The organism is Cupriavidus sp. NPDC089707 (genome assembly GCF_044748965.1).
Classification (GTDB): Bacteria; Pseudomonadota; Gammaproteobacteria; order Burkholderiales; family Burkholderiaceae; genus Cupriavidus.
The window spans coordinates 16,722-34,893 of record NZ_JBIVHB010000023.1 but is presented as its reverse complement, the minus strand read 5'-3'; the positions used below and the strand labels follow the sequence as shown (position 1 = coordinate 34,893).

General features: G+C 66.3%; 12 protein-coding genes. 4 read left to right on the top strand and 8 right to left on the bottom strand.

The annotated features are described in order from the left end of the window. Positions 1–205 precede the first annotated feature (205 nt). From ACIP1U_RS26515 to ACIP1U_RS26500, 4 genes are all read left to right on the top strand, one after another. The gene (locus tag ACIP1U_RS26515; protein ID WP_400321530.1) at positions 206–2,464 is read left to right on the top strand and encodes a mechanosensitive ion channel family protein; all 2,259 of its coding nucleotides are present in this window, start codon (positions 206–208) and stop codon (positions 2,462–2,464) included. A gap of 470 nt (positions 2,465–2,934) precedes the next feature. After that, positions 2,935–4,128 carry a helix-turn-helix transcriptional regulator gene (locus ACIP1U_RS26510; RefSeq protein WP_400321527.1) on the top strand — a complete coding sequence of 398 codons (1,194 nt, stop codon included), beginning with the start codon at positions 2,935–2,937 and terminating at the stop codon, positions 4,126–4,128. A 245-nt stretch (positions 4,129–4,373) separates the two neighbouring features. After that, positions 4,374–5,534 carry an acyl-CoA dehydrogenase family protein gene (locus ACIP1U_RS26505; protein ID WP_400321524.1) on the top strand — a complete coding sequence of 387 codons (1,161 nt, stop codon included), beginning with the start codon at positions 4,374–4,376 and terminating at the stop codon, positions 5,532–5,534. A 47-nt stretch (positions 5,535–5,581) separates the two neighbouring features. Continuing rightward, the gene (locus ACIP1U_RS26500) at positions 5,582–6,571 is read left to right on the top strand and encodes an acyl-CoA dehydrogenase family protein (protein ID WP_400321521.1); all 990 of its coding nucleotides are present in this window, start codon (positions 5,582–5,584) and stop codon (positions 6,569–6,571) included. A gap of 61 nt (positions 6,572–6,632) precedes the next feature. On the opposite strand, the gene ACIP1U_RS26495 is transcribed toward ACIP1U_RS26500, so the two are convergent. The 8 genes from ACIP1U_RS26495 to ACIP1U_RS26460 all read right to left on the bottom strand — a co-directional run bounded on the left by ACIP1U_RS26495 (position 6,633) and on the right by ACIP1U_RS26460 (position 17,963). Beyond that, entirely contained in the window at positions 6,633–8,177 is a 1,545-nt protein-coding gene (locus tag ACIP1U_RS26495; protein ID WP_400321519.1) for a SpoVR family protein, read from the bottom strand. A 132-nt stretch (positions 8,178–8,309) separates the two neighbouring features. After that, complete coding sequence (locus ACIP1U_RS26490) at positions 8,310–9,572, bottom strand: YeaH/YhbH family protein (RefSeq protein WP_209759502.1); 1,263 nt, start codon at positions 9,570–9,572, stop codon at positions 8,310–8,312. A gap of 43 nt (positions 9,573–9,615) precedes the next feature. Then, positions 9,616–11,538: a PrkA family serine protein kinase gene (locus ACIP1U_RS26485; protein WP_400321516.1), complete on the bottom strand. Its 1,923-nt coding sequence runs from the start codon at positions 11,536–11,538 to the stop codon at positions 9,616–9,618. 467 nt (positions 11,539–12,005) lie between these two features. After that, complete coding sequence (locus ACIP1U_RS26480; protein ID WP_400321513.1) at positions 12,006–13,193, bottom strand: acyl-CoA dehydrogenase family protein; 1,188 nt, start codon at positions 13,191–13,193, stop codon at positions 12,006–12,008. A 136-nt stretch (positions 13,194–13,329) separates the two neighbouring features. After that, a complete protein-coding gene (locus ACIP1U_RS26475) occupies positions 13,330–14,109 on the bottom strand; it encodes an enoyl-CoA hydratase/isomerase family protein (protein ID WP_400321510.1) in 780 nt (259 codons plus the stop codon). Positions 14,110–14,163: 54 nt separating this feature from the next. Then, entirely contained in the window at positions 14,164–15,147 is a 984-nt protein-coding gene (locus ACIP1U_RS26470; protein ID WP_400321508.1) for a Bug family tripartite tricarboxylate transporter substrate binding protein, read from the bottom strand. 36 nt (positions 15,148–15,183) lie between these two features. Then, positions 15,184–16,896, bottom strand: a complete 1,713-nt coding sequence (locus ACIP1U_RS26465; protein ID WP_400321505.1) for a long-chain fatty acid--CoA ligase — start codon at positions 16,894–16,896, stop codon at positions 15,184–15,186. 38 nt (positions 16,897–16,934) lie between these two features. Beyond that, positions 16,935–17,963 (bottom strand): Bug family tripartite tricarboxylate transporter substrate binding protein, encoded by a 1,029-nt coding sequence (locus ACIP1U_RS26460; protein WP_400321503.1) that lies wholly within the window; start codon positions 17,961–17,963, stop codon positions 16,935–16,937. Between the last annotated feature and the right edge of the window lie 209 nt (positions 17,964–18,172).

Here is an 18,172-nt window from a genome sequence, read left to right as displayed (position 1 = left end):
GATGCGCTACAGTGGCGCGATCGACGGTCACTCCCGCACCCCGCCGGCAGCGTCACGCCGGACCGGACACGGACATCCAGCCATGTGCAAACCCGATCGCAACGCCCCCGCCCGATCGATGTGGCCACGCCGGCTAGCACCATGTGCCAGCCTGGCCGCGCATGTCATGCGGCTTATGCCGGCGATGCTTGGGCCGGGGATGCTTATGCCGGCGCTTCTGGTACTGGCGCTGCTGTGGTGCGCGCTGCCGGCGCGCGCCGTGGCGGCCGGTCCGCTAGCCACGCTGCTGGCCCCCGCCAAGCCCGCGCCCGCGAGCGCGCCGGCCCCCGCCAGCGTGCCGCTGGCGCAATCCCTCGACCAGGTCATCACTACGCTGCAGGACGACCGCGAACGGCGCGCGCTGGTTGGCCAGCTGCAGGCCTTGCGGCGCGGCCTGGACGCGTCCGGCGCGGTGCCGGCGCCGGCGTCCGCCGCAGCGGCCGGCGCTTCGGCACCCGGGCTGATCGGCGCCGTGGCAGAGATGCTCGACGAAGTCGACACGCAGCTGCGCAAGGACCGCGGGCCTTGGCGATACTGGGGCTGGCGCTCGCGCTTTGCAGGCGACGAATGGCGCGCCGCGCTGACCCATCACGGCACCCGGCCGGCGCTGGACTCGCTGCGCGAATTCGCGCTGGTGCTGGCCGTGTGGGCCATGAGCGGCTGGGGCCTGTGGGAGATCGGCCACCGCATCCGGCGGCGGCGCGCGCCGCCGCGCCCGCGGACCGAGCGCGCCAGGCTGCCCGCCGTGCCATCCTGGGTGGATGTCGGCATCTACATGCTGCGCCATATCGGGCCTTGGGTGATCGCTTTCGGCATCACGCTGCTGATGGCCACGCGCACCTTCACGCATTCGCCAGCCGCCGTGGCCGCGGTGCTGGTCGCGTACGCCATCGTGGCGGGTGCCATTGCCGCCGCGGGGTGCCAGGTCATCTTCGCCCTGTTCCGCACCGCGCACCGCCAGCTTGCGGTACGACAGCTGCTGGCGCGCTCGCCGTGGCTGCTGTTCGGCACCGGCGCCCTGGCGGCCCTGGGCGACAGCGCCACTGACAGCCGCGTCGTCGCGGTGATCGGCACCAACCTCGCCGCGCTGGTGTCGACCACGGCCAATATCGCCGCGGCGCTGGGTATCGGCGCGTTCGCCCTTTGCTTCCGGCGCCAGATCGGCCAGCTGATCAGCCAGCGGCCGCTGGCCTTCCGCCAGTCGCATCCGGGCCTGACGGATCTGCTGCGGCTGATCGGCCAGGCCTGGCATTTGCCGGTGCTGGCGGTGGTGGCGGCATCCGTGATCGGCACGCTGCTCGCCGCCGGCCAGGCCGATGTGTTCCTGCGCCGCACCGTGGCCTCGGTCGCGCTATTCGTCGCGGCAATGCTGCTGACGATGGTCGCCGCGCGCTCGCCCAAGGCAACGGCGCGGCCGCCACGCTTGCGCGACCGCCGGCACTCGGCCTACGTGCAGCGCTTCGGCCGCTTCGCCATGGCGCTGCTGCGGGTGCTGATCTGGGTGATATTCGTCGCCATGGTGATGCGCGTCTGGGGCACGTCACTGATGCGGCTGGCGGAATCTTCCGGGGCCGGTCGCCACATCGCCGAGACCGTCTTCAGCGTGACCAGCACCGTGCTGCTGGCCTGGCTGGTCTGGCTGCTGATCGACACCGCCATCACCGAGACGCTGTCGCCCGCGCATGGACGCGGCGCGCAGCCCAGCCTGCGCGCCAAGACCATCCTGCCGCTGGTGCGCAATGCCTCGTTTATCGGGCTGCTGGTGATCGCCGTGATCGCCGTGCTGGCAAACCTGGGCGTCAACGTGACACCGCTGCTGGCGGGTGCAGGGGTGGTCGGGCTGGCGATCGGCTTCGGGGCGCAGAGCCTGGTGCAGGACCTGATCACCGGCCTGTTTATCGTCGTCGAGGACTCCATCGCCATCGGCGACTCGATCGAGCTGCCTGACCACGCCGGCGTGGTCGAAGGCATGACCATCCGCACGGTCAAGCTGCGCGACAGCCGCGGCGCGCTGCATACGCTGCCGTACAGCCAGATCAAGGCAGTCAAGAACCTGTCGCGCGGCTATGGCTATGCCGTGTTCAGCATCGGCATCAGCTACGACAGCGACCTCGACCGCGCGCTCGAGCTGATCCGCACCACTGGCGCGGAAATCGCGCGCGATCACCGCTACGCGCGCAACCTGATGTCGGGGCTGGACATCCTCGGGCTCGACCGATTCGACCCGAGCGGGCCGGTCGTGATGGCACAGTTCAAGACCCGGCCGCTGATGCAGGCGGAAATCACCCGCGCATTCAATGCACGCCTGAAGCGCAACTTCGATGCCCACGGCATCCGCATGGCGTCACCCAGCCTGACGATCCAGGTCGATGGCAAAGGGCTGCAGCCGGCGGGCGAGGAGCAAGGGAATCCGGCGGCGCCATAACAGCCTGTTCGCTCACATCCCGTTGCGGAAGCGGCCGTCGGCAACCGATTGTCCGCGCTGATATCAGGGTCTTTATGTCCCAATATTTCGGACACGTGTGGCGTGTGTGAAACGCTCGGCGCGACTTTCTTGCTGAAAAATTTGACGTTCGCGCCGCGAACATTACCATCACGCCCGGCAAGCCGGATCGTGCGGCCAACCCCTATCGCTGCAATGCAGCAATCGGAACGCCCTCCAGCTAAGCGCCACGGCTGCAATCCGTGTTTCCCCCCTCCACACGGGGGATAAAACAAACAACATTGTTTGGCATGATTGTCTTATTGCAGCCTGCCGGATGGGTTATGGCGGTTTGCTGCAAAGGTCGTATCGGCGCATGTACAGAACGCCAGAGCGGCACCGATAACACAAAGGGAAGTGGCCACTAAACGTGGCACAAGCAAGAGGCGTTTGCCACCGGGGGGAATGTGAACATGGGCGAACACCCGACTACGGACGAGGATTTCCATCGTCTGGTCGACTCCATCTACGAGTCTGCGCTGGACGTTGCGGCAATGCCGGCGGCACTCGATCTTTTTTCCCAGTACACCTCCACCGGCAGCCCGCGCTACCTGATCTGGGACAAGCTCGCCGGCCATGCACGCCTGGGCGTGACGCCCCACGGCTGCTTCACCAGCGGCGCCAGCCTTCCCGAATGGCTGCCCAGTCCGCTCGACCTGCCTTACGCCGGCCCCTGCTGCGCGCCAGCCGACACACCTGACAGCCCCGCCTACGCGCCACGGCGCTCGGCCTCGCACGATGGCACCGTGGTCGACGGTTCAGCTGCCACGCTGGCGTGCAGCGGACTGGAGCATGGCATTTGCCTGGTCGAGAACGCTGAAGTCTGCGTGCTGATGAGCGGCACCAGCACGGGCAGCATCAGCGCCGGCCAGCGCGAGCGGCGGCTGGCCCACGTCATGCCGCATTGGGTGCGCGCCGCGCGCATGCAGCAGCGCAATTTCGAACTGAGCGGGCTGGCCAGCCTGGGCCTGGCCGGCCTCGACACCCTGGATTTTGGCGTGATGGTGCTGCAGGCCGACCTGCGCGTGCGCTACGCCAACAGCTGGGCCGAGGCGCTGGTGCAGGCCGACAGCCACCTCGCGCTGCAGGATGGCGTGCTGCGGGCCCACAGTGAAACGCTGCAGGCAGTGCTGCGCCAGCTGCTTGCCGGCGCCGTGCGCGGCCGCGGCGCCGAAGCCGCGTCGGGCTCCTGGATGCACATCACCTCCGGCGGCCAGCCGGTGCCGATCATCGTCACGCCGCTGGTCTCGCGCCAGCCGGTGGAAGGCCCGTGGCAATTGCCGGCCGCGATGATGCTGTTCGGCAATTCGGAATCGCGCTCGGTGCTCGATGCGGGCGTGCTGACCTCGCTGTTCGGGCTGTCGCGCAAGGAAAGCATCATCGCCATCCGTCTCGCCGCCGGCGAAACGCTGAATGAAATCGCCGAGCGCGAGTTCCTGTCGCCGCATACGGTGCGCGTGCATATCCGCGATACGCTGCGCAAGACCGGCACGCATCGCCAGTCCGAACTGGTGCGCCTGCTGCACCTGCTGCCGGGCGTCAATCTCGAACGCGCCAGCGTGACCTCGGCTGTCCGGCCGCGTGCGCCGCGATCGGGGACGGCCTGAGGCGCCGGCACCGTTCCCCCGCGCGCCCCGGCCGTAGCGCATCGGGGTGCCTGTCGGTGCTTCTCGGTGCTTCTCGGTGCTTCTCGGTGCTTCTATAGCGAATCGGTATCGCTTCCCAATAAATCAATATTGGACTGGCGTTCGACGCGTGAACTACGCTGTGGCCCACCCTGAGCCGTCCGGAATGCAAGGCAACCGCCGCCGCGTTCCGCCGGGCTCGCGTGCCACAGCTACCGGACCTCACCGTGACCGCCTTGCTTTCCACCTTCGACCTGACGCCCTTGCCGCCTCATGCGCTCGCGTTTCGCGCCGAGGTACGCGCATTTCTTGACGAGCACCTGCCCGCCCTGCCGCCGGAAACCCGCGCGCGCTCGTGGATGGGGTTCGATGCGGCGTTCAGCCGCGCACTGGCGGCGCGCGGCTGGGTCGGCATCACGCTGCCGGCGCAATACGGCGGCGCCGGTCTCGATCCTTACTCGCGCTTCGTGCTGGTGGAGGAGTTGCTGGCCTGCGGCGCGCCGGTGTCGGCGCACTGGATCGCCGACCGCCAGAGCGGACCGCTGATCCTGCGCTACGGCAGCGACGCGCAGAAGGCGCGCTACCTGCCCGCGATCTGCCGCGGCGAAGCGTTCTTCTGCATCGGCATGAGCGAGCCGAACTCCGGCTCCGACCTCGCCAGCGTGACGACCCGCGCCGTGCGCCAACCCGATGGCTCCTGGCGCCTGACCGGCCGCAAGATCTGGACGACCAACGCCGACCGCTGCCACTTCATGATCGCGCTGGTGCGCACCTCTGGCACGCCGCAGGACCGCCAGGCGGGCCTGTCGCAGTTCATTGTCGACCTGCACGCGCCCGGCGTCTCGGTGCGGCCGATCCACGACCTCGCCGGCGATGCGCACTTCTCCGAGGTCACCTTCGATGACGTCGCGCTGGCCCCCGATGCGCTGGTCGGACAGGAAGGCAGCGGCTGGGAACAGGTCAATGCCGAACTCGCGTTCGAGCGCAGCGGGCCCGAGCGGCTGTACTCCAGCGTGGTGCTGCTCGACACCTGGCTCGACGCCATGCGCCGCATGCCGCCGGCGCGGCGCGACACGGTGACCGCGGGCCGCCTCACGGGGCACCTGACGGTGCTGCGCGCGATGTCGCTGGCGGTGACCGCGCGCCTGGCGGCCGGTGCAAGCCCGGTGGTCGAAGCCGCGCTGGTCAAGGACCTTGGCACGACCTTCGAGCAATCGGTCCCGGCGCTGGTGGAAGCGGCGCTGGGCGACGAACCGGCACTGGCCGCCGAGGGCGCGCTGTACCGCACGCTTGCCTACGTCACGCAGATCGCCCCGTCGTATTCGCTGCGCGGCGGCACGCGCGAGATCCTGCGCGGCATGATCGCGCGCGGTCTCGGCCTGCGCTGAAGACCTGCCGCACCGTCCCGACGCCTTGCACCCCGACGAGACCCATCATGCATAACGCTTACTCCGACGCCCTCGACGCGCTGCTGCGCGATTGCTGCACGCCCGCCACGGTCCGCGCGCTGGAACGGCAGGCCGATCCCGATCCGCTGTGGCAAACGCTGCGCGACAGCGGCTTCGCCGACTGCCTGCTGCCCGAGGTCGCCGGCGGCGCCGCACTGCCGCTGCCAGAACTGACGCCGGTACTGTTCGTCATCGGCCGCCATGTGCTGCCGCTGCCGCTGGCGCAGACCATCTTCGCCCGCGCCGTGCTGCACGCGCAAGGCATCGACCTGCCCGATGGACCGATCGCCCTGGCGGGATTCGGCGACGGCGCGCCCGCCACGCTCGTTGCCGATGCGCGCCACGCCCAGTGGTTCCTGGTGCAGGACGGCGAGCGTTGCCTGCTGCTGCCGGCGGCCGACGCACGCGCCGAGCCCACCGGCGCGCACGCCGACCTGACCCTGCGCCTGCCGCGCCCCGACGCCGCCACGCCGGCCGCGTTCCGCCTGGCGCCCGGCACGCTGCGCACCCTCGGTGCCTGCCTGCACGCCGTCCAGCTGGCCGGGGCGCTGTCGCGGGTGCTCGACCTGACGCTGCAGTACGCCAACGACCGCCAGCAGTTCGGCCGCGCCATCGGCAAGTTCCAGGCGATCCAGCACCAGGTCAGCGAGATGGCCGAGCACGTGGCGGCAGCGCGTGTGTCGGCGCAGCTTGCCTGCGACAGCACCACTGGCCAGCCCGACCGCCTGCGCGCCGCGATCGGCAAGCTGCGCGCCAGCGATGCCGTCACGCCGGTGGCGGCCATCGCCCATGCGGTGCACGGCGCGATCGGGATCACGGAGGAATACGACCTGCAGCTCTACACGCGCCGGCTGCATGCCTGGCGCGTGGCGGACGGGTCGGAGCGCTGGTGGAGCCGCGTGCTGGGCGAGGCGGTGTGCGCCGACACGGAACGCCGTGCGGTCGAACTGGTGCGCGAATGGTGCGAGTGCGAGTAAAAGTGCAAGCGCGCGCTGCCTGAGTCAGGCAACACGCGCGCTTGCTCGGCGGATCAGGTGCTCAGGCGGCCAGGCTCAGGCCGCCGTGCGGCTTGCGATGCCGGCGCTCCGGCTTGCACTCGTACTTGAGTTCGGTGCGCCCGTCTTCATAAGCCACTTCCAGCCGCACGGTAAAGCCCCACAGCCGCGTCACGTGCCGCACCACTTCGTCGAAGTTGTGCGCAAGCGGCCGGCGGTCATTCTGCAGGTGGCGCAGCGTCAGCGAACGGTCGCCGCCGATATCGACATTGGTGACCTGGATATTCGGCTCCATGGTCGACAGGTCATACTGCGCCGCCATCAGCTGGCGGATCGCGCGATAACCCTCGTCGTCGTGGATGGCGGTGACGCGCAGCTTGCCCTCGCGGTCGTCGTCAAGCACCGAGAACAGCTTCAGTTCGCGGATCACGCGCGGCGACAGGAACTGCAGCAGGAAGCTCTCGTCCTTGAAGTTGCGCATGGCAAAGTCCAGCGTCGTGCGCCAGTCGCTGCCCGCAATCTCCGGCGCCCAGCGGTAGTCCTCGTCGGTCGGGTTCTCGCACATGCGGCGCAGGTCCTGGAAGATCAGGAAGCCGACCGTGTACGGGTTCATCCCGCTGTAATACGGGCTGTGGTACGGCGGCTGGTAAATCACGTTGGTGTGGGCCTGCAGCAGCTCAATCATGAAGGCGTCGTTGACGAGCTTTTCTTCGTAGAGCTGGTGGATGATGGTGTAGTGCCAGAACGTTGCCCACCCTTCGTTCATCACCTTGGTCTGGCGCTGCGGGTAGAAGTACTGCGCGATCTTGCGCACGATGCGCACGATCTCGCGCTGCCACGGCGCCAGCTTGGGCGCGTTCTTCTCGATGAAGTACAGCAGGTTCTCCTGCGGCTCGGGCGGGAACGTCATTTCCGGCGTCTCGTCGTCGGCCGTCAGCGCATGCGGGCGGTGCTTGGGCAGCGTGCGCCACAGGTCGTTGACCTGCATCTGCAGATAGTTCTCGCGATCGGCCTGGCGCGCCTTCTCTTCGGTGATGGAGAGCTTCTTGGGCCGTTTGTAGCGGTCCACGCCGTAGTTCTGCAAGGCATGGCAGGAGTCGAGCAACAGCTCCACTTCCTGTTCGCCGTAGCGCTGCTCGCACTCGGCCACGTAATTCTTGGCAAACAGCAGGTAATCGACGATGGCGTCCGCGTTGGTCCAGGTGCGGAACAGGTAGTTGCCCTTGAAAAAGGAATTGTGGCCGTAGCAGGCGTGCGCGATCGTCAGCCCCTGCATCGGCATGGTGTTCTCCTCCATCAGGTAGGCGATGCAGGGATTGGAGTTGATGACGATCTCGTAGGCCAGGCCCATGTGGCCGCGCTGGTAGCTGCGTTCCGACGCCAGGAAGTGCTTGCCGTAGGACCAGTGGTTGTAGCCCACCGGCAGGCCCGCCGACGCGTAGGCGTCCAGCATCTGCTCGGCCGTGATGATCTCGATCTGGTTGGGGTAGGTATCCAGCCCGAATTCGCCGGCGATGCGGGCGATCTCGCGGTCATAGCGGTTGACCAGCTCGAAGGTCCATTCCGAACCCGTGGACAGATAAGCCATCTTCGCCCCTTGTTGCGGGCAAGTCCGCCTACCCCGCAGGCGCGCGAACTGGCGCGCCGCGTGGTCCGCGTTCCCTTGCCACTAGACTTCACCGCGGCCTTCACTGCCGGTTGCCCCGGCAGCAAGCCCCAACTAAGCCGCCCGCTTCTGGAACAGGTCGTGCAGCACCGGGTAGATTTCGTCCGCGCCGATGATGCGCTGCATCGCAAAGTGCTCGAACTGGTTCTTGACCGTCAGGTACTCTTCCCAGAGGTTCTGCGGTTCCTCGGACGCCACTTCCACGTATGCGTAGTACTGCACCAGCGGCAGGATCGACTCGCGCAGCAGGCGTCCGCACAGTTCGGAATCGCCAGCCCAGTTGTCGCCGTCGGAGGCCTGCGCGCAGTAGATGTTCCACTGGCTTGGCGGATAACGGTCATGGACCACTTCCACCATCAGCTTCAGCGCACTCGACACCACGGTACCACCGGACTCGCGCGAGTGGAAGAAGTCTTCCTCTTCGACTTCCTTGGCCACCGTGTGATGCCGGATGAACACCACGTCGATCCGCTCGTAGTTGCGCTTCAGGAACAGGTACAGCAGCATGAAGAAGCGCTTGGCCAGGTCCTTGCGGCTCTCGTCCATCGAGCCGGACACGTCCATCAGGCAGAACATCACCGCCTGGGCCTGCGGGCGCTTCTTGAGCACGCGGTTGTTGTAGCGCAGGTCGAGCTTCTCGATAAAGGGCACGCGGTCGATGCAGGCGCGCAGGTGCCGCATCTTCTCCATCAGTTCGAGCGTGCCTTCGGCGTAGGGGCCGTCCTTGTCCAGTGCCTCGGCATACTCCAGCTCCAGGTCGCGCAGGCGCTTCTGGTAAGGGCTGGACAGCGCGATGCGGCGCCCGATCGAGCTGCGCATGGTGCGCAGGATCGACAGGTTGGACGGTGTGCCGTCGATGGAATAGCCGGCGCGCACCTTGCGCACTTCGGCGATCTTGGCAAGGTGGCGCTTGGCCAGGTCCGGCAGCGCCATGTCCTCGAAGAAGAAATTGAGGAAATCCTCGCGCGACAGCGTGAAGACGAAATCGTCTTCGCCTTCGCCGCTGTCGCTGGCCCGCGAACCGCTCCCGCCACCGCCCTGCTGCTGGCGGTCGAAGGAATCACCCTTGACGAACTTCTTGTTGCCAGGGTGGATCCACTCGCGCCGGCCGCCCGGGCCGTGGTGGAAGATCGGTTCGGTGATGTCCTTGACCGGAATGGACACCTGGCCGCTCTGCTCGATGTCCATGATCTTCCGGCCGGACACCGCCTTTGCCACCGCCTGCCGAATCTGTTCGCGGTAGCGCTTGATGAAGCGTTGCTGGTTGACGGCACTCTTGTTGCCGCCGTTCTCGCGCCGATCGATGACCGTAGCCATATGTTGCCCTCGCCCTCGTTGAGAGACTGTTTCCGCGGCGCCGTTACGATGATTTTCTTACGCGCAGATACCACTCCACCAGAAGCCTTACTTGCTTGGGCGTATACCCCTTCTCGACCATGCGGTTGACGAAGTTCTCGTGCTTGTCCTGGTCTTCGCGAGAAGACTTGGCGTTGAACGAGATCACCGGCAGCAGGTCCTCCGTGGTGGAGAACATGCGCTTCTCGATCACCATCCGCAGCTTTTCATAGCTGGTCCAGACCGGGTTCTTGCCGCTGTTGTTGGCCCGCGCCCGCAGCACGAAGTTGACGATCTCGTTGCGGAAGTCCTTCGGGTTCGAGATACCCGCCGGTTTTTCCACTTTCTCCAGCTCGTCGTTCAGCGCGTTGCGGTCGAGGATTTCGCCGGTGTTGGGATCGCGGTACTCCTGGTCCTGGATCCACAGGTCGGCAAACACCACATAGCGGTCGAAGATGTTCTGGCCATATTCGGAGTACGACTCCAGGTAAGCGGTCTGGATCTCCTTGCCGATAAACTCCACGAACGGCGTCGTCAGGTATTCCTTGATGTGCGCCAGCAGCTTGGCTTCCTGTTCCGGCGGAAACTGCTCGCGCTCGATCTGCTGTTCGAGCACATACAGCAGGTGCACCGGGTTGGCCGCCACTTCGGTGTTATCGAAGTTGAAAACCTTGGACAGCACCTTGAACGCAAAGCGCGTCGACAGCCCGTTCATGCCCTCGTCAATGCCGGCGTAGTCGCGGTACTCCTGGTACGACTTCGCCTTCGGATCCACGTCCTTCAGGCTTTCGCCGTCATAGACGCGCATCTTCGAGAAGACGTTGGAGTTCTCGGGCTCCTTGATCCGGGTCAGCACCGCAAACTGCGCCATCATCTTCAGCGTGTTCGGCGCGCACGGCGCGGCCGACAGCGAACTGCAGCGCAGCAGCTTGTCGTAGATCTTCACCTCGTCGGACACGCGCAGCACGTACGGCACCTTGACGATATAGATACGGTCCAGGAATGCCTCGTTGTTCTTGTCCGACTTGAAGGTCGTCCACTCCGCCTCGTTCGAGTGTGCCAGGATGATGCCGTCGAACGGGATCGCGCCAAAGCCTTCCGTGCCCTTGTAGTTGCCTTCCTGGGTCGCGGTCAGCAGCGGGTGCAGCACCTTGATCGGCGCCTTGAACATTTCGACGAACTCGAGCAGGCCGCGGTTGGCCAGGCACAGGCCGCCGGAATACGAGTACGCATCCGGATCGTCCTGCGGGAAGTCCTCGAGCTTGCGGATGTCCACCTTGCCCACCAGCGACGAGATGTCCTGGTTGTTCTCATCGCCCGGCTCGGTCTTCGAGATCGCGATCTGCGACAGCACCGACGGGCGCAGCTTCACCACCTTGAACTTGGTGATGTCGCCGTTGAACTCGTGCAGGCGCTTGACCGCCCATGGCGAGGCAATCGTGCTCAGGTAGCGGATCGGGATGCCGTAGTCCTCTTCCAGGATCTTGCCGTCTTCTTCCGGCGCGAACAGGCCAAGTGGCGACTCGTGGATCGGCGAACCTTTCAGCGCGTAGATGGGAATCTGTTCCATCAACGCCTTCAGCTTCTCCGCGAGCGAGGACTTGCCGCCGCCGGGAGGCCCGAGCAGATACAGGATCTGCTTGCGCTCTTCCAGGCCTTGCGCGGCGTGCTTGAAGAACGAGACGATCTGCTCGATCGTGTCCTCCATGCCGTAGAAATCGCGGAAGGCCGGATAGATACGGATGACCTTGTTGAAGAACAGCCGGGACAGCCTCGGATCGTGGTGAGTATCCACCAGTTCAGGCTGGCCGATCGCGGCGAGCATGCGTTCGGAAGCGGTCGCGTAGGCAGTCGGATCCTTCTTGCAGATCTCCAGGTACTCCTGGATGCTGTATTCCTCTTCCTTGCGGGCTTCGAAGCGCGTAGCGTAATGGCCGAAAATGTCCATACCTCACTCCCGTCAGAGTTCACATCCGAGGCGAAGGTAGTTCTACCCTTCAAGACTTCGCAAGTTCCGCGGTTCGCCACCCCGGCTTGACAACCGGTGAATGTTGCGAAGACTTTACTTCATCATAGTCAAATAACGGCGATGGTGGAGTCCGGGTTGACGAATCTTGCATCGACGCAACGCTGGTTTCCACGCTGCATTGATCGCCTGATTCCGCTGGTGGAGCTGTCAGCCGCTGTCAGCTTTTGGCTGATATTTCCACTCGGTGCCACACCCCGCGCGCGACGGGCCATTGACCATGCTTGTGACACACCTTACACCTTTCCTCAGATCCGTGCACAGCCGGTTTTGTAACCGGAAACACAAAAGCCGGCACAGGTTGCCGGCTTTTGTGTTGGCTTCGAATTAGCTCAGACGCGCATCAGCATACGCAGAGTGCTGATAGCAGTCAGCACTGCGCGCGGCCATCAGAGCGTGCGTGCCACCAGCTCTTTCATGATTTCATTGGAGCCGCCGTAGATCTTGCCGACGCGTGCGTTGGCGTACATGCGCGCGATCGGATATTCCAGCATGTAGCCGTAGCCGCCGTGCAACTGCAGGCACTCGTCGATGATCTCGCAATTCTTTTGCGTGCACCACCACTTGGCCATCGCGGCAGTCGCGGCATCCAGCTTGCCCGCCATCAGGCGCATCATGCAGTCGTCGACGAAGGTGGCGGCGATGGTCGCCTCGGTCTTGCACTCGGCCAGGCGGAAGCGGGTGTTCTGCAGGTCGGCCAGCGCCTGCCCGAAGACCTTGCGCTCGCGCACGTATTCGGTGGTGAGTTCGATCGCGCGATGCATCGATGCGGTCGCCCCCAGCGCGATGATCATCCGCTCCTGCGGCAGCTGCTGCATCAGTTGGTAAAAACCCTGCCCTTCCTGCTCGCCGAGCAGGTTTTCGCACGGCACCAGCACGTCGTCGAAGAAAAGTTCGGCGGTGTCCTGGCCCTTCTGGCCGATCTTCTCGAGGATGCGGCCGCGGCGGAAACCCTCGAGGTCGCGCGTCTCGATCATGATCAGCGAGACGCCGCGCGAGCCGGCTTCCGGATCGGTCTTGGCGACCAGGCACACGAGGTCGGCGTGGTAACCGTTCGTAATAAACGTCTTTGCACCGTTTATGCGATAGCAGTCTCCATTTGCGGTCTTTTCGCGCACCGCGCGGGTGCGTACCGATTTGAGGTCCGAACCGGCGCCAGGTTCCGACATGGCGATGGCCGCGACCATCTCGCCGCTGGCCATCTGCGGCAGCCATCGCTTCTTCTGCGCTTCGGTGCCGTAGTTGAGCAGGTAATGTGCCACGATGCCGCTGTGCACGTTGTTGCCCAGGCTGGTGAAGATGGCGCGCGCCATCTCGCGCGTGATCACGGCTTCATGCGCGAAGTTGCCGCCGCCGCCGCCATACTCTTCCGGGATGCTGGCGCACAGGAGGCCGGCCTGGCCGGCGCGGCGCCACACGTCGCGGTCGATGTAGCCCTGCGCGGCCCAGCGCGCTTCATTCGGTGCCAGCTCGCGTTCGATAAAGCGGCGTACGGTGTCCTGGAACATTTCCAGGTCTTCGGTCATCCAGGGAGTCTGGCGTGCGGCGGGCGCCGCATGTTGGGGTTGAGTTGCCATAGGTATGGGATACGAGGGTAATCGAGTCATCGACACAGGCAAGTGACGTCGGGCGTGGCACCTGCCTGTATACGTAAACGGTGAGTCCGGCGAGCACGCCGTGCTGCAAAGCAGCATGGCAGCATGGCAGCGGCGCTCAGTCAGGCCAGCGATAGCGCAGCGGTTGCTTGGCCATGAAGCGGTCTGCAGCCTCGCGGCGATAGCCGGTGGAGAAGGCGATGCCCTGTCCGTCCGCCTCCATCGCCAGCATGGTGTGCAGGTCCTGGTTGAGCGACGCGTTCAGCGCCTGCTTGGTCAGGCCCACCGCGACCGGCGAGGCCTCGGTGAAGGCGCGTGCCAACGCTTGCGCGCGGCCGGTGAGGCTTTCCTCCGGCACGATTTCCATGACGATGCCGAGGTCTTGCGCGGCCTCGGCATTGAGTTCGCGCATCGAGAACATCAGCGCCTTGGCACGTTGCAGGCCGATCATCCGCGGCAGCGTGTAGAAAACGCCACAGTCCGGGATCAGGCCCATGCGCAGGAACGGCAGCCCGAAGCGCGCACGCGGGGTGGCCAGGATGATGTCGGCAGTCAGCGCCAGGCTGAAGCCGGCCCCGTAGGCCGCCCCGTCGACCGCGGCAATGACCGGTACGTCGAGCTGGATCAGGTCTTCCAGCCAGCCGTGCGCCTGCTGCAGCCGGCGGCGGCCCTGCGGCGCGTCGATCTCTACCTGCATCGAGCTGATGTCGCCGCCCGAGCAGAAGTCAGTGCCGGCGCCGGTCAGGATCATCGCGCGCACGCTCTCGTCGGCACGCACCTGGCGGATGGCTTCGCCGATTTCGCCGCGCATCGGGATCGACAGCGCGTTCTTGCGCTCGGGATAGTTCAGGGTCAGGGTGGCGATGCCGTCTTCGATGGCAAAGCGGATGGTTTCCATGGATAGACTCCGGTATCAGTGGCGTGGCTGCGGTGCCGTGTCCGGCAGTGCCGTTCAGTCGAGCTGGATGTTGGCGTCGCGCACGATCCTGGCCCACTTGGGCATGTCGCCGCTGACCACCTCGGCCAGCTCCTGCGGGGTCGAGCCGACCGGCTGCAGGCCCATGCCGGCCAGCTTCTGCGAGACCTCGGGCAGTTTCACGATGCGCGCGGTCTCGGCCGCCAGCCTGGCGGTCACGTCCTTGGGCGCGCCGGCCGGCAGGAACAGCGCGAACCAGCCGTTCGGCTCGAAGCCCTTCAAACCCAGCTCGGCGAAGGTCGGCACATTGGGCAGCGCCTTGTAGCGCTGGCTGCCGGTGATGCCGAGGATCTTGAACTTGTTGCTGCCCAGGTAGGGATTGGCCGATGTCACGTCGACGAAGGCCGAATCCACCTGTCCGCCAAGCACATCGCTCATCAGCGGCGCGGCGCCCTTGTAGGGGATATGGGCCATGTCGATGCCGGCCTGCTGGCGCAGCAGCTCGCCGTGCAAGTGCGACGAGGTGCCGTTGCCGTAGGAGCCGTAGCTGAGCTTGCCGGACTTGGCCAGTGCCAGGAACTCGCGCATGTTGTTGGCCGGTACGCGGTTGGGCACGACGAACAGGTCCGAGGACTTGGCGATCAGCGACACCGGCGTGAAGTCCCTGGCCACGTCGTACGGCATGCGCTTGTACAGGCTGGGCGACTGGATCAGCGCGGTGATCGCCAGCAGCAGCGTATAGCCGTCGGCCGGCGCCTTGGCGACGGTGTCGTTGCCGAGCATGCCGCTGGCACCGGGCTTGTTCTCGACCACCACCGGCTGGCCCAGGATCTCGGCCAGGCGCTGGCCGACCAGGCGGCCGACGGTATCGGTGCCGCCGCCGGCCGGATACGGCACGATCAGGCGGATCGGCTTGCTCGGATACGGTTGCTGGGCGAAGGCCTGGCCGATGGTGCCGAGGATGGCCGCGCCGGCCAGGGTGCCGGCCTGCGCCAGCCAGTTGCGTCTGCTTTGCTGCATGCTGTGTCTCGCTTTCTTCTGTGTTTCGCCGCGCGCTCAGGCGCGCGGGGCTTCGGCCTGCATCTCGCGTTCCTGCAGGGCGCGCCACTGGATCTTGCCGGTGCCCGACTTGGGCAGCGCCTCGACGAACTCGACGATGCGCGGCACCTTGTAGGCGGCCAGCCGCTCACGGCACCAGGCCATGATGCGTTCGGGATCGGCCTCAGCGGTGCCGCGCGCCTCTGGGCGCAGCGCGATCACCGCCTTGACGGTCTCGCCGCGGCGCTCGTCGCGCGCGGCGATCACGCAGGCTTCGTGGATAGCCGGGTGGCCATACAGCAGGTTCTCCACCTCGGCCGGCCAGACCTTGAAGCCGGAGGCATTGATCATGCGCTTGAGGCGGTCGCGCATGAAGAAGTAGCCCTCTTCGTCCATGAAGCCCAGGTCGCCGGTGCGCAGGAAGCGCTTGCCGTCGAGCTCGACGAACGAGGCCTCGTTGGCTTCGGGGTTGCGCCAGTAGCCCTGCATCACCTGGCCGCCATGCGCGACGATCTCGCCGGTCTGGCCTTGCGGCAGTTCCTGCAGCGTCTGCGGGTCGATCACGCGCGCGTCGACGCCGAAGGTGGCGATGCCCAGGCATTCGCGCTTGGGCTTGTTGCGCGGGTTGGACAGCAGGAACGAGGCGGTCTCGGTCATGCCGTAGGCCTCGACGTAAGGCAAGCCAAAGCGCTCCTGCAGCATGTTGGCGACCGCGTCGGGCATGGCGGCACCGCCGCCGCCGAGGAAGGCCAGGCTCGACAGGTCGCGCTGCCCGATGCCGGGCTGCGAGAAGAAGTCCACCATCATTGCCGGCGGCGCACCCCACACCGAGGCGCGGTAGCGCTCGATCAGGTCGGCGGCGAGCGCCCGGTCCCAGCGCGGCATCAGCACTACGGTGGCGCCGAGGTAGATCGGGGAATTCATGCAGTTCTGCATGCCGAGCAGGTGGAACATCGGCGCCACCGCCAGCACCACCGATTCGGGCGTGCTGCTGCGCCAGATCTGCGAGCCGACCGCCGCGGTCATCATCGTGCCGTGCGTATGCATGCAGCCCTTGGGGTTGCCGGTGGTGCCCGAGGTGTAGGCCAGCATGCACAGCGTGTCGTAGCCGGCCTGGTGCGGCAGCGGGCGATGCCCGGCGGCGCTGGCGGCATCCCACGCCACCGGCATCGCGCCGGATGGCGCCGCCTGCAGCGCCGGCGCGGGCTCGCGCAGCCATGCCGGCACCGGCAGGCCGCCGTCGTCGCGCAGCATGCCGGCGTAGTCGTGCACGATCACGTGGCGCAAGGCCGGGCCATGCAGCGGCGACAGGCACTGGTACAGCTCGCTGCCGGCGAAGGCCGCGACCGCGCCGCTGTCGGAAACCACGTGCGCCAGCTCGGCCTCCAGCCACATCGGGTTGGCCGGCACCACCACGCCTTCGGCACGAAGGATTGCGTAGTAGGCCATGATGAACTGCGGGCAATTCTGGCTGAACAGCAGCACGCGGTCGCCGGGCTGGATGCCGCAGGCCTGCTGCAGGTAGCCGGCCATGCGCTCGATCTCGTCCTGCAGCTGCGCGTACGAGATCGTGGTGCCGAAGTACTGGATCGCGGCCTTGTCCGGATAGCGGCGCGCGGCGGCCTCGACGTTGTAGTACAGGCTGGTGCGCGGCGTGTGCAGCGTGGCGGGCAATCCCGGCGGCCAGGAAGGGGAACGGAACGGCAGGTTGGTACTGGTAGCAGGCTTCATTTGCAGCAGGTCAGCGGTTCAGATCAAACAGTGGAAAATCAGTCCAGCCGGATGTTGTTGACGCGGATTACCTTGCCCCAGCGGGCGTAGTCGGTCTGCACGGTCTGCGCGAAGGCGTCGGGCGTGCTGCCGGTCAGCACGATGCCCATTTCGCCCATGCGCTTGCGCAACTCGGGCTGGGCCAGCACGCGGTTGACCTCGGCGGCGTACTTGTCGACCACGGCGCGCGGCGTCGCCGCCGGCAGGAACAGGCCGAACCAGCCCTGGCCGTCCATGCCGGCCACGCCGGCTTCGCGGAAGGTCGGCACGTCCGGCAGTTGCGGCGAGCGCGCCGCGCCGGTCACGGCAAGCGCGCGCAGGCGGCCCGAGGCGTTGTGCGGCTTGGCACCCATCACGGAAATGATGGCGGCCGGCACCTGGCCGCCGAGCAGGTCGTTCAGCTCCGGGGCCTCGCCCTTGTATGAGACGTGCACCATGTCGAGCTTGGCCGACTCCTTGAAGATTTCGCCGTACAGGTGGCCGCTCGAGCCGGTGCCATACGAGCCGTAGGAGAACTGCTTCGGCTTGGACCGGACCAGCTCGATGAATTCCTTGATGTTGTTGGCGGGCACGGCGCTGTGCACGGCAAAGACGAGGTTGGTGGTGCCAAGCTCAGACACCGGCACGAAATCCTTGACCGGGTCGAACGGCGGCTTGGCGTAGAGGCTGGGCGCCTGCACCAGCGTGGTAATCGTCAGCAGCGCGGTATGGCCGTCGGCCTCGGCGCGGGCCACGGCCTCGGAGCCGATCATGCTGCTGGCGCCGGGGCGGTTCTCCACCACCACCGGGCGCTTCCAGGCCTTACCCAGGCCGTCCGCCACCGCGCGCCCCAGCACGTCGGTGGCGCCGCCGGCCGGATATGGCACCACCAGGCGCACGGTCTTGTTCGGGAAGGCTGCCTCGGCCCAGGCCGTGCCCGAGCTCACCAGCCCTACGCCCGCCGCTGCCAGCAACCCTGCCCCGAAGCGCGTCAATGCATGACGAAGACCCGCGCGACGAAGATCCGCACTACGACGATTTGCCTGCATGTGTTGTCTCCTTTGGTTTTTTCCGGAGCGGGTGGGGCGTCTGACCCCAGATCACCCGGTTCATCCGATCCTTGCCGCCCTGGCGGGCCGGTTCTCTTGGTTTAGCCGGAGAGTGCGCGATGCCGGGGTGGGCGGACAATGACCAGACGGGCCAAAATGATTGGCCGAATCGTTCAGGCAAAAGGCAGGCTTTGGCAAATCCCGATTGT

What these genes read in the sequence shown, in the direction of transcription:
- ACIP1U_RS26515 (WP_400321530.1), top strand. Translation starts at nt 206, where the DNA reads ATGCCGGCGCTTCTGGTACTGGCGCTGCTGTGGTGCGCGCTGCCGGCG.
- ACIP1U_RS26510 (WP_400321527.1), top strand. Translation starts at nt 2,935, where the DNA reads ATGGGCGAACACCCGACTACGGACGAGGATTTCCATCGTCTGGTCGAC.
- ACIP1U_RS26500 (WP_400321521.1), top strand. Translation starts at nt 5,582, where the DNA reads ATGCATAACGCTTACTCCGACGCCCTCGACGCGCTGCTGCGCGATTGC.
- ACIP1U_RS26495 (WP_400321519.1), bottom strand. Translation starts at nt 8,177, where the DNA reads ATGGCTTATCTGTCCACGGGTTCGGAATGGACCTTCGAGCTGGTCAAC.
- ACIP1U_RS26490 (WP_209759502.1), bottom strand. Translation starts at nt 9,572, where the DNA reads ATGGCTACGGTCATCGATCGGCGCGAGAACGGCGGCAACAAGAGTGCC.
- ACIP1U_RS26485 (WP_400321516.1), bottom strand. Translation starts at nt 11,538, where the DNA reads ATGGACATTTTCGGCCATTACGCTACGCGCTTCGAAGCCCGCAAGGAA.
- ACIP1U_RS26480 (WP_400321513.1), bottom strand. Translation starts at nt 13,193, where the DNA reads ATGGCAACTCAACCCCAACATGCGGCGCCCGCCGCACGCCAGACTCCC.
- ACIP1U_RS26475 (WP_400321510.1), bottom strand. Translation starts at nt 14,109, where the DNA reads ATGGAAACCATCCGCTTTGCCATCGAAGACGGCATCGCCACCCTGACC.
- ACIP1U_RS26470 (WP_400321508.1), bottom strand. Translation starts at nt 15,147, where the DNA reads ATGCAGCAAAGCAGACGCAACTGGCTGGCGCAGGCCGGCACCCTGGCC.
- ACIP1U_RS26465 (WP_400321505.1), bottom strand. Translation starts at nt 16,896, where the DNA reads ATGAAGCCTGCTACCAGTACCAACCTGCCGTTCCGTTCCCCTTCCTGG.
- ACIP1U_RS26460 (WP_400321503.1), bottom strand. Translation starts at nt 17,963, where the DNA reads ATGCAGGCAAATCGTCGTAGTGCGGATCTTCGTCGCGCGGGTCTTCGT.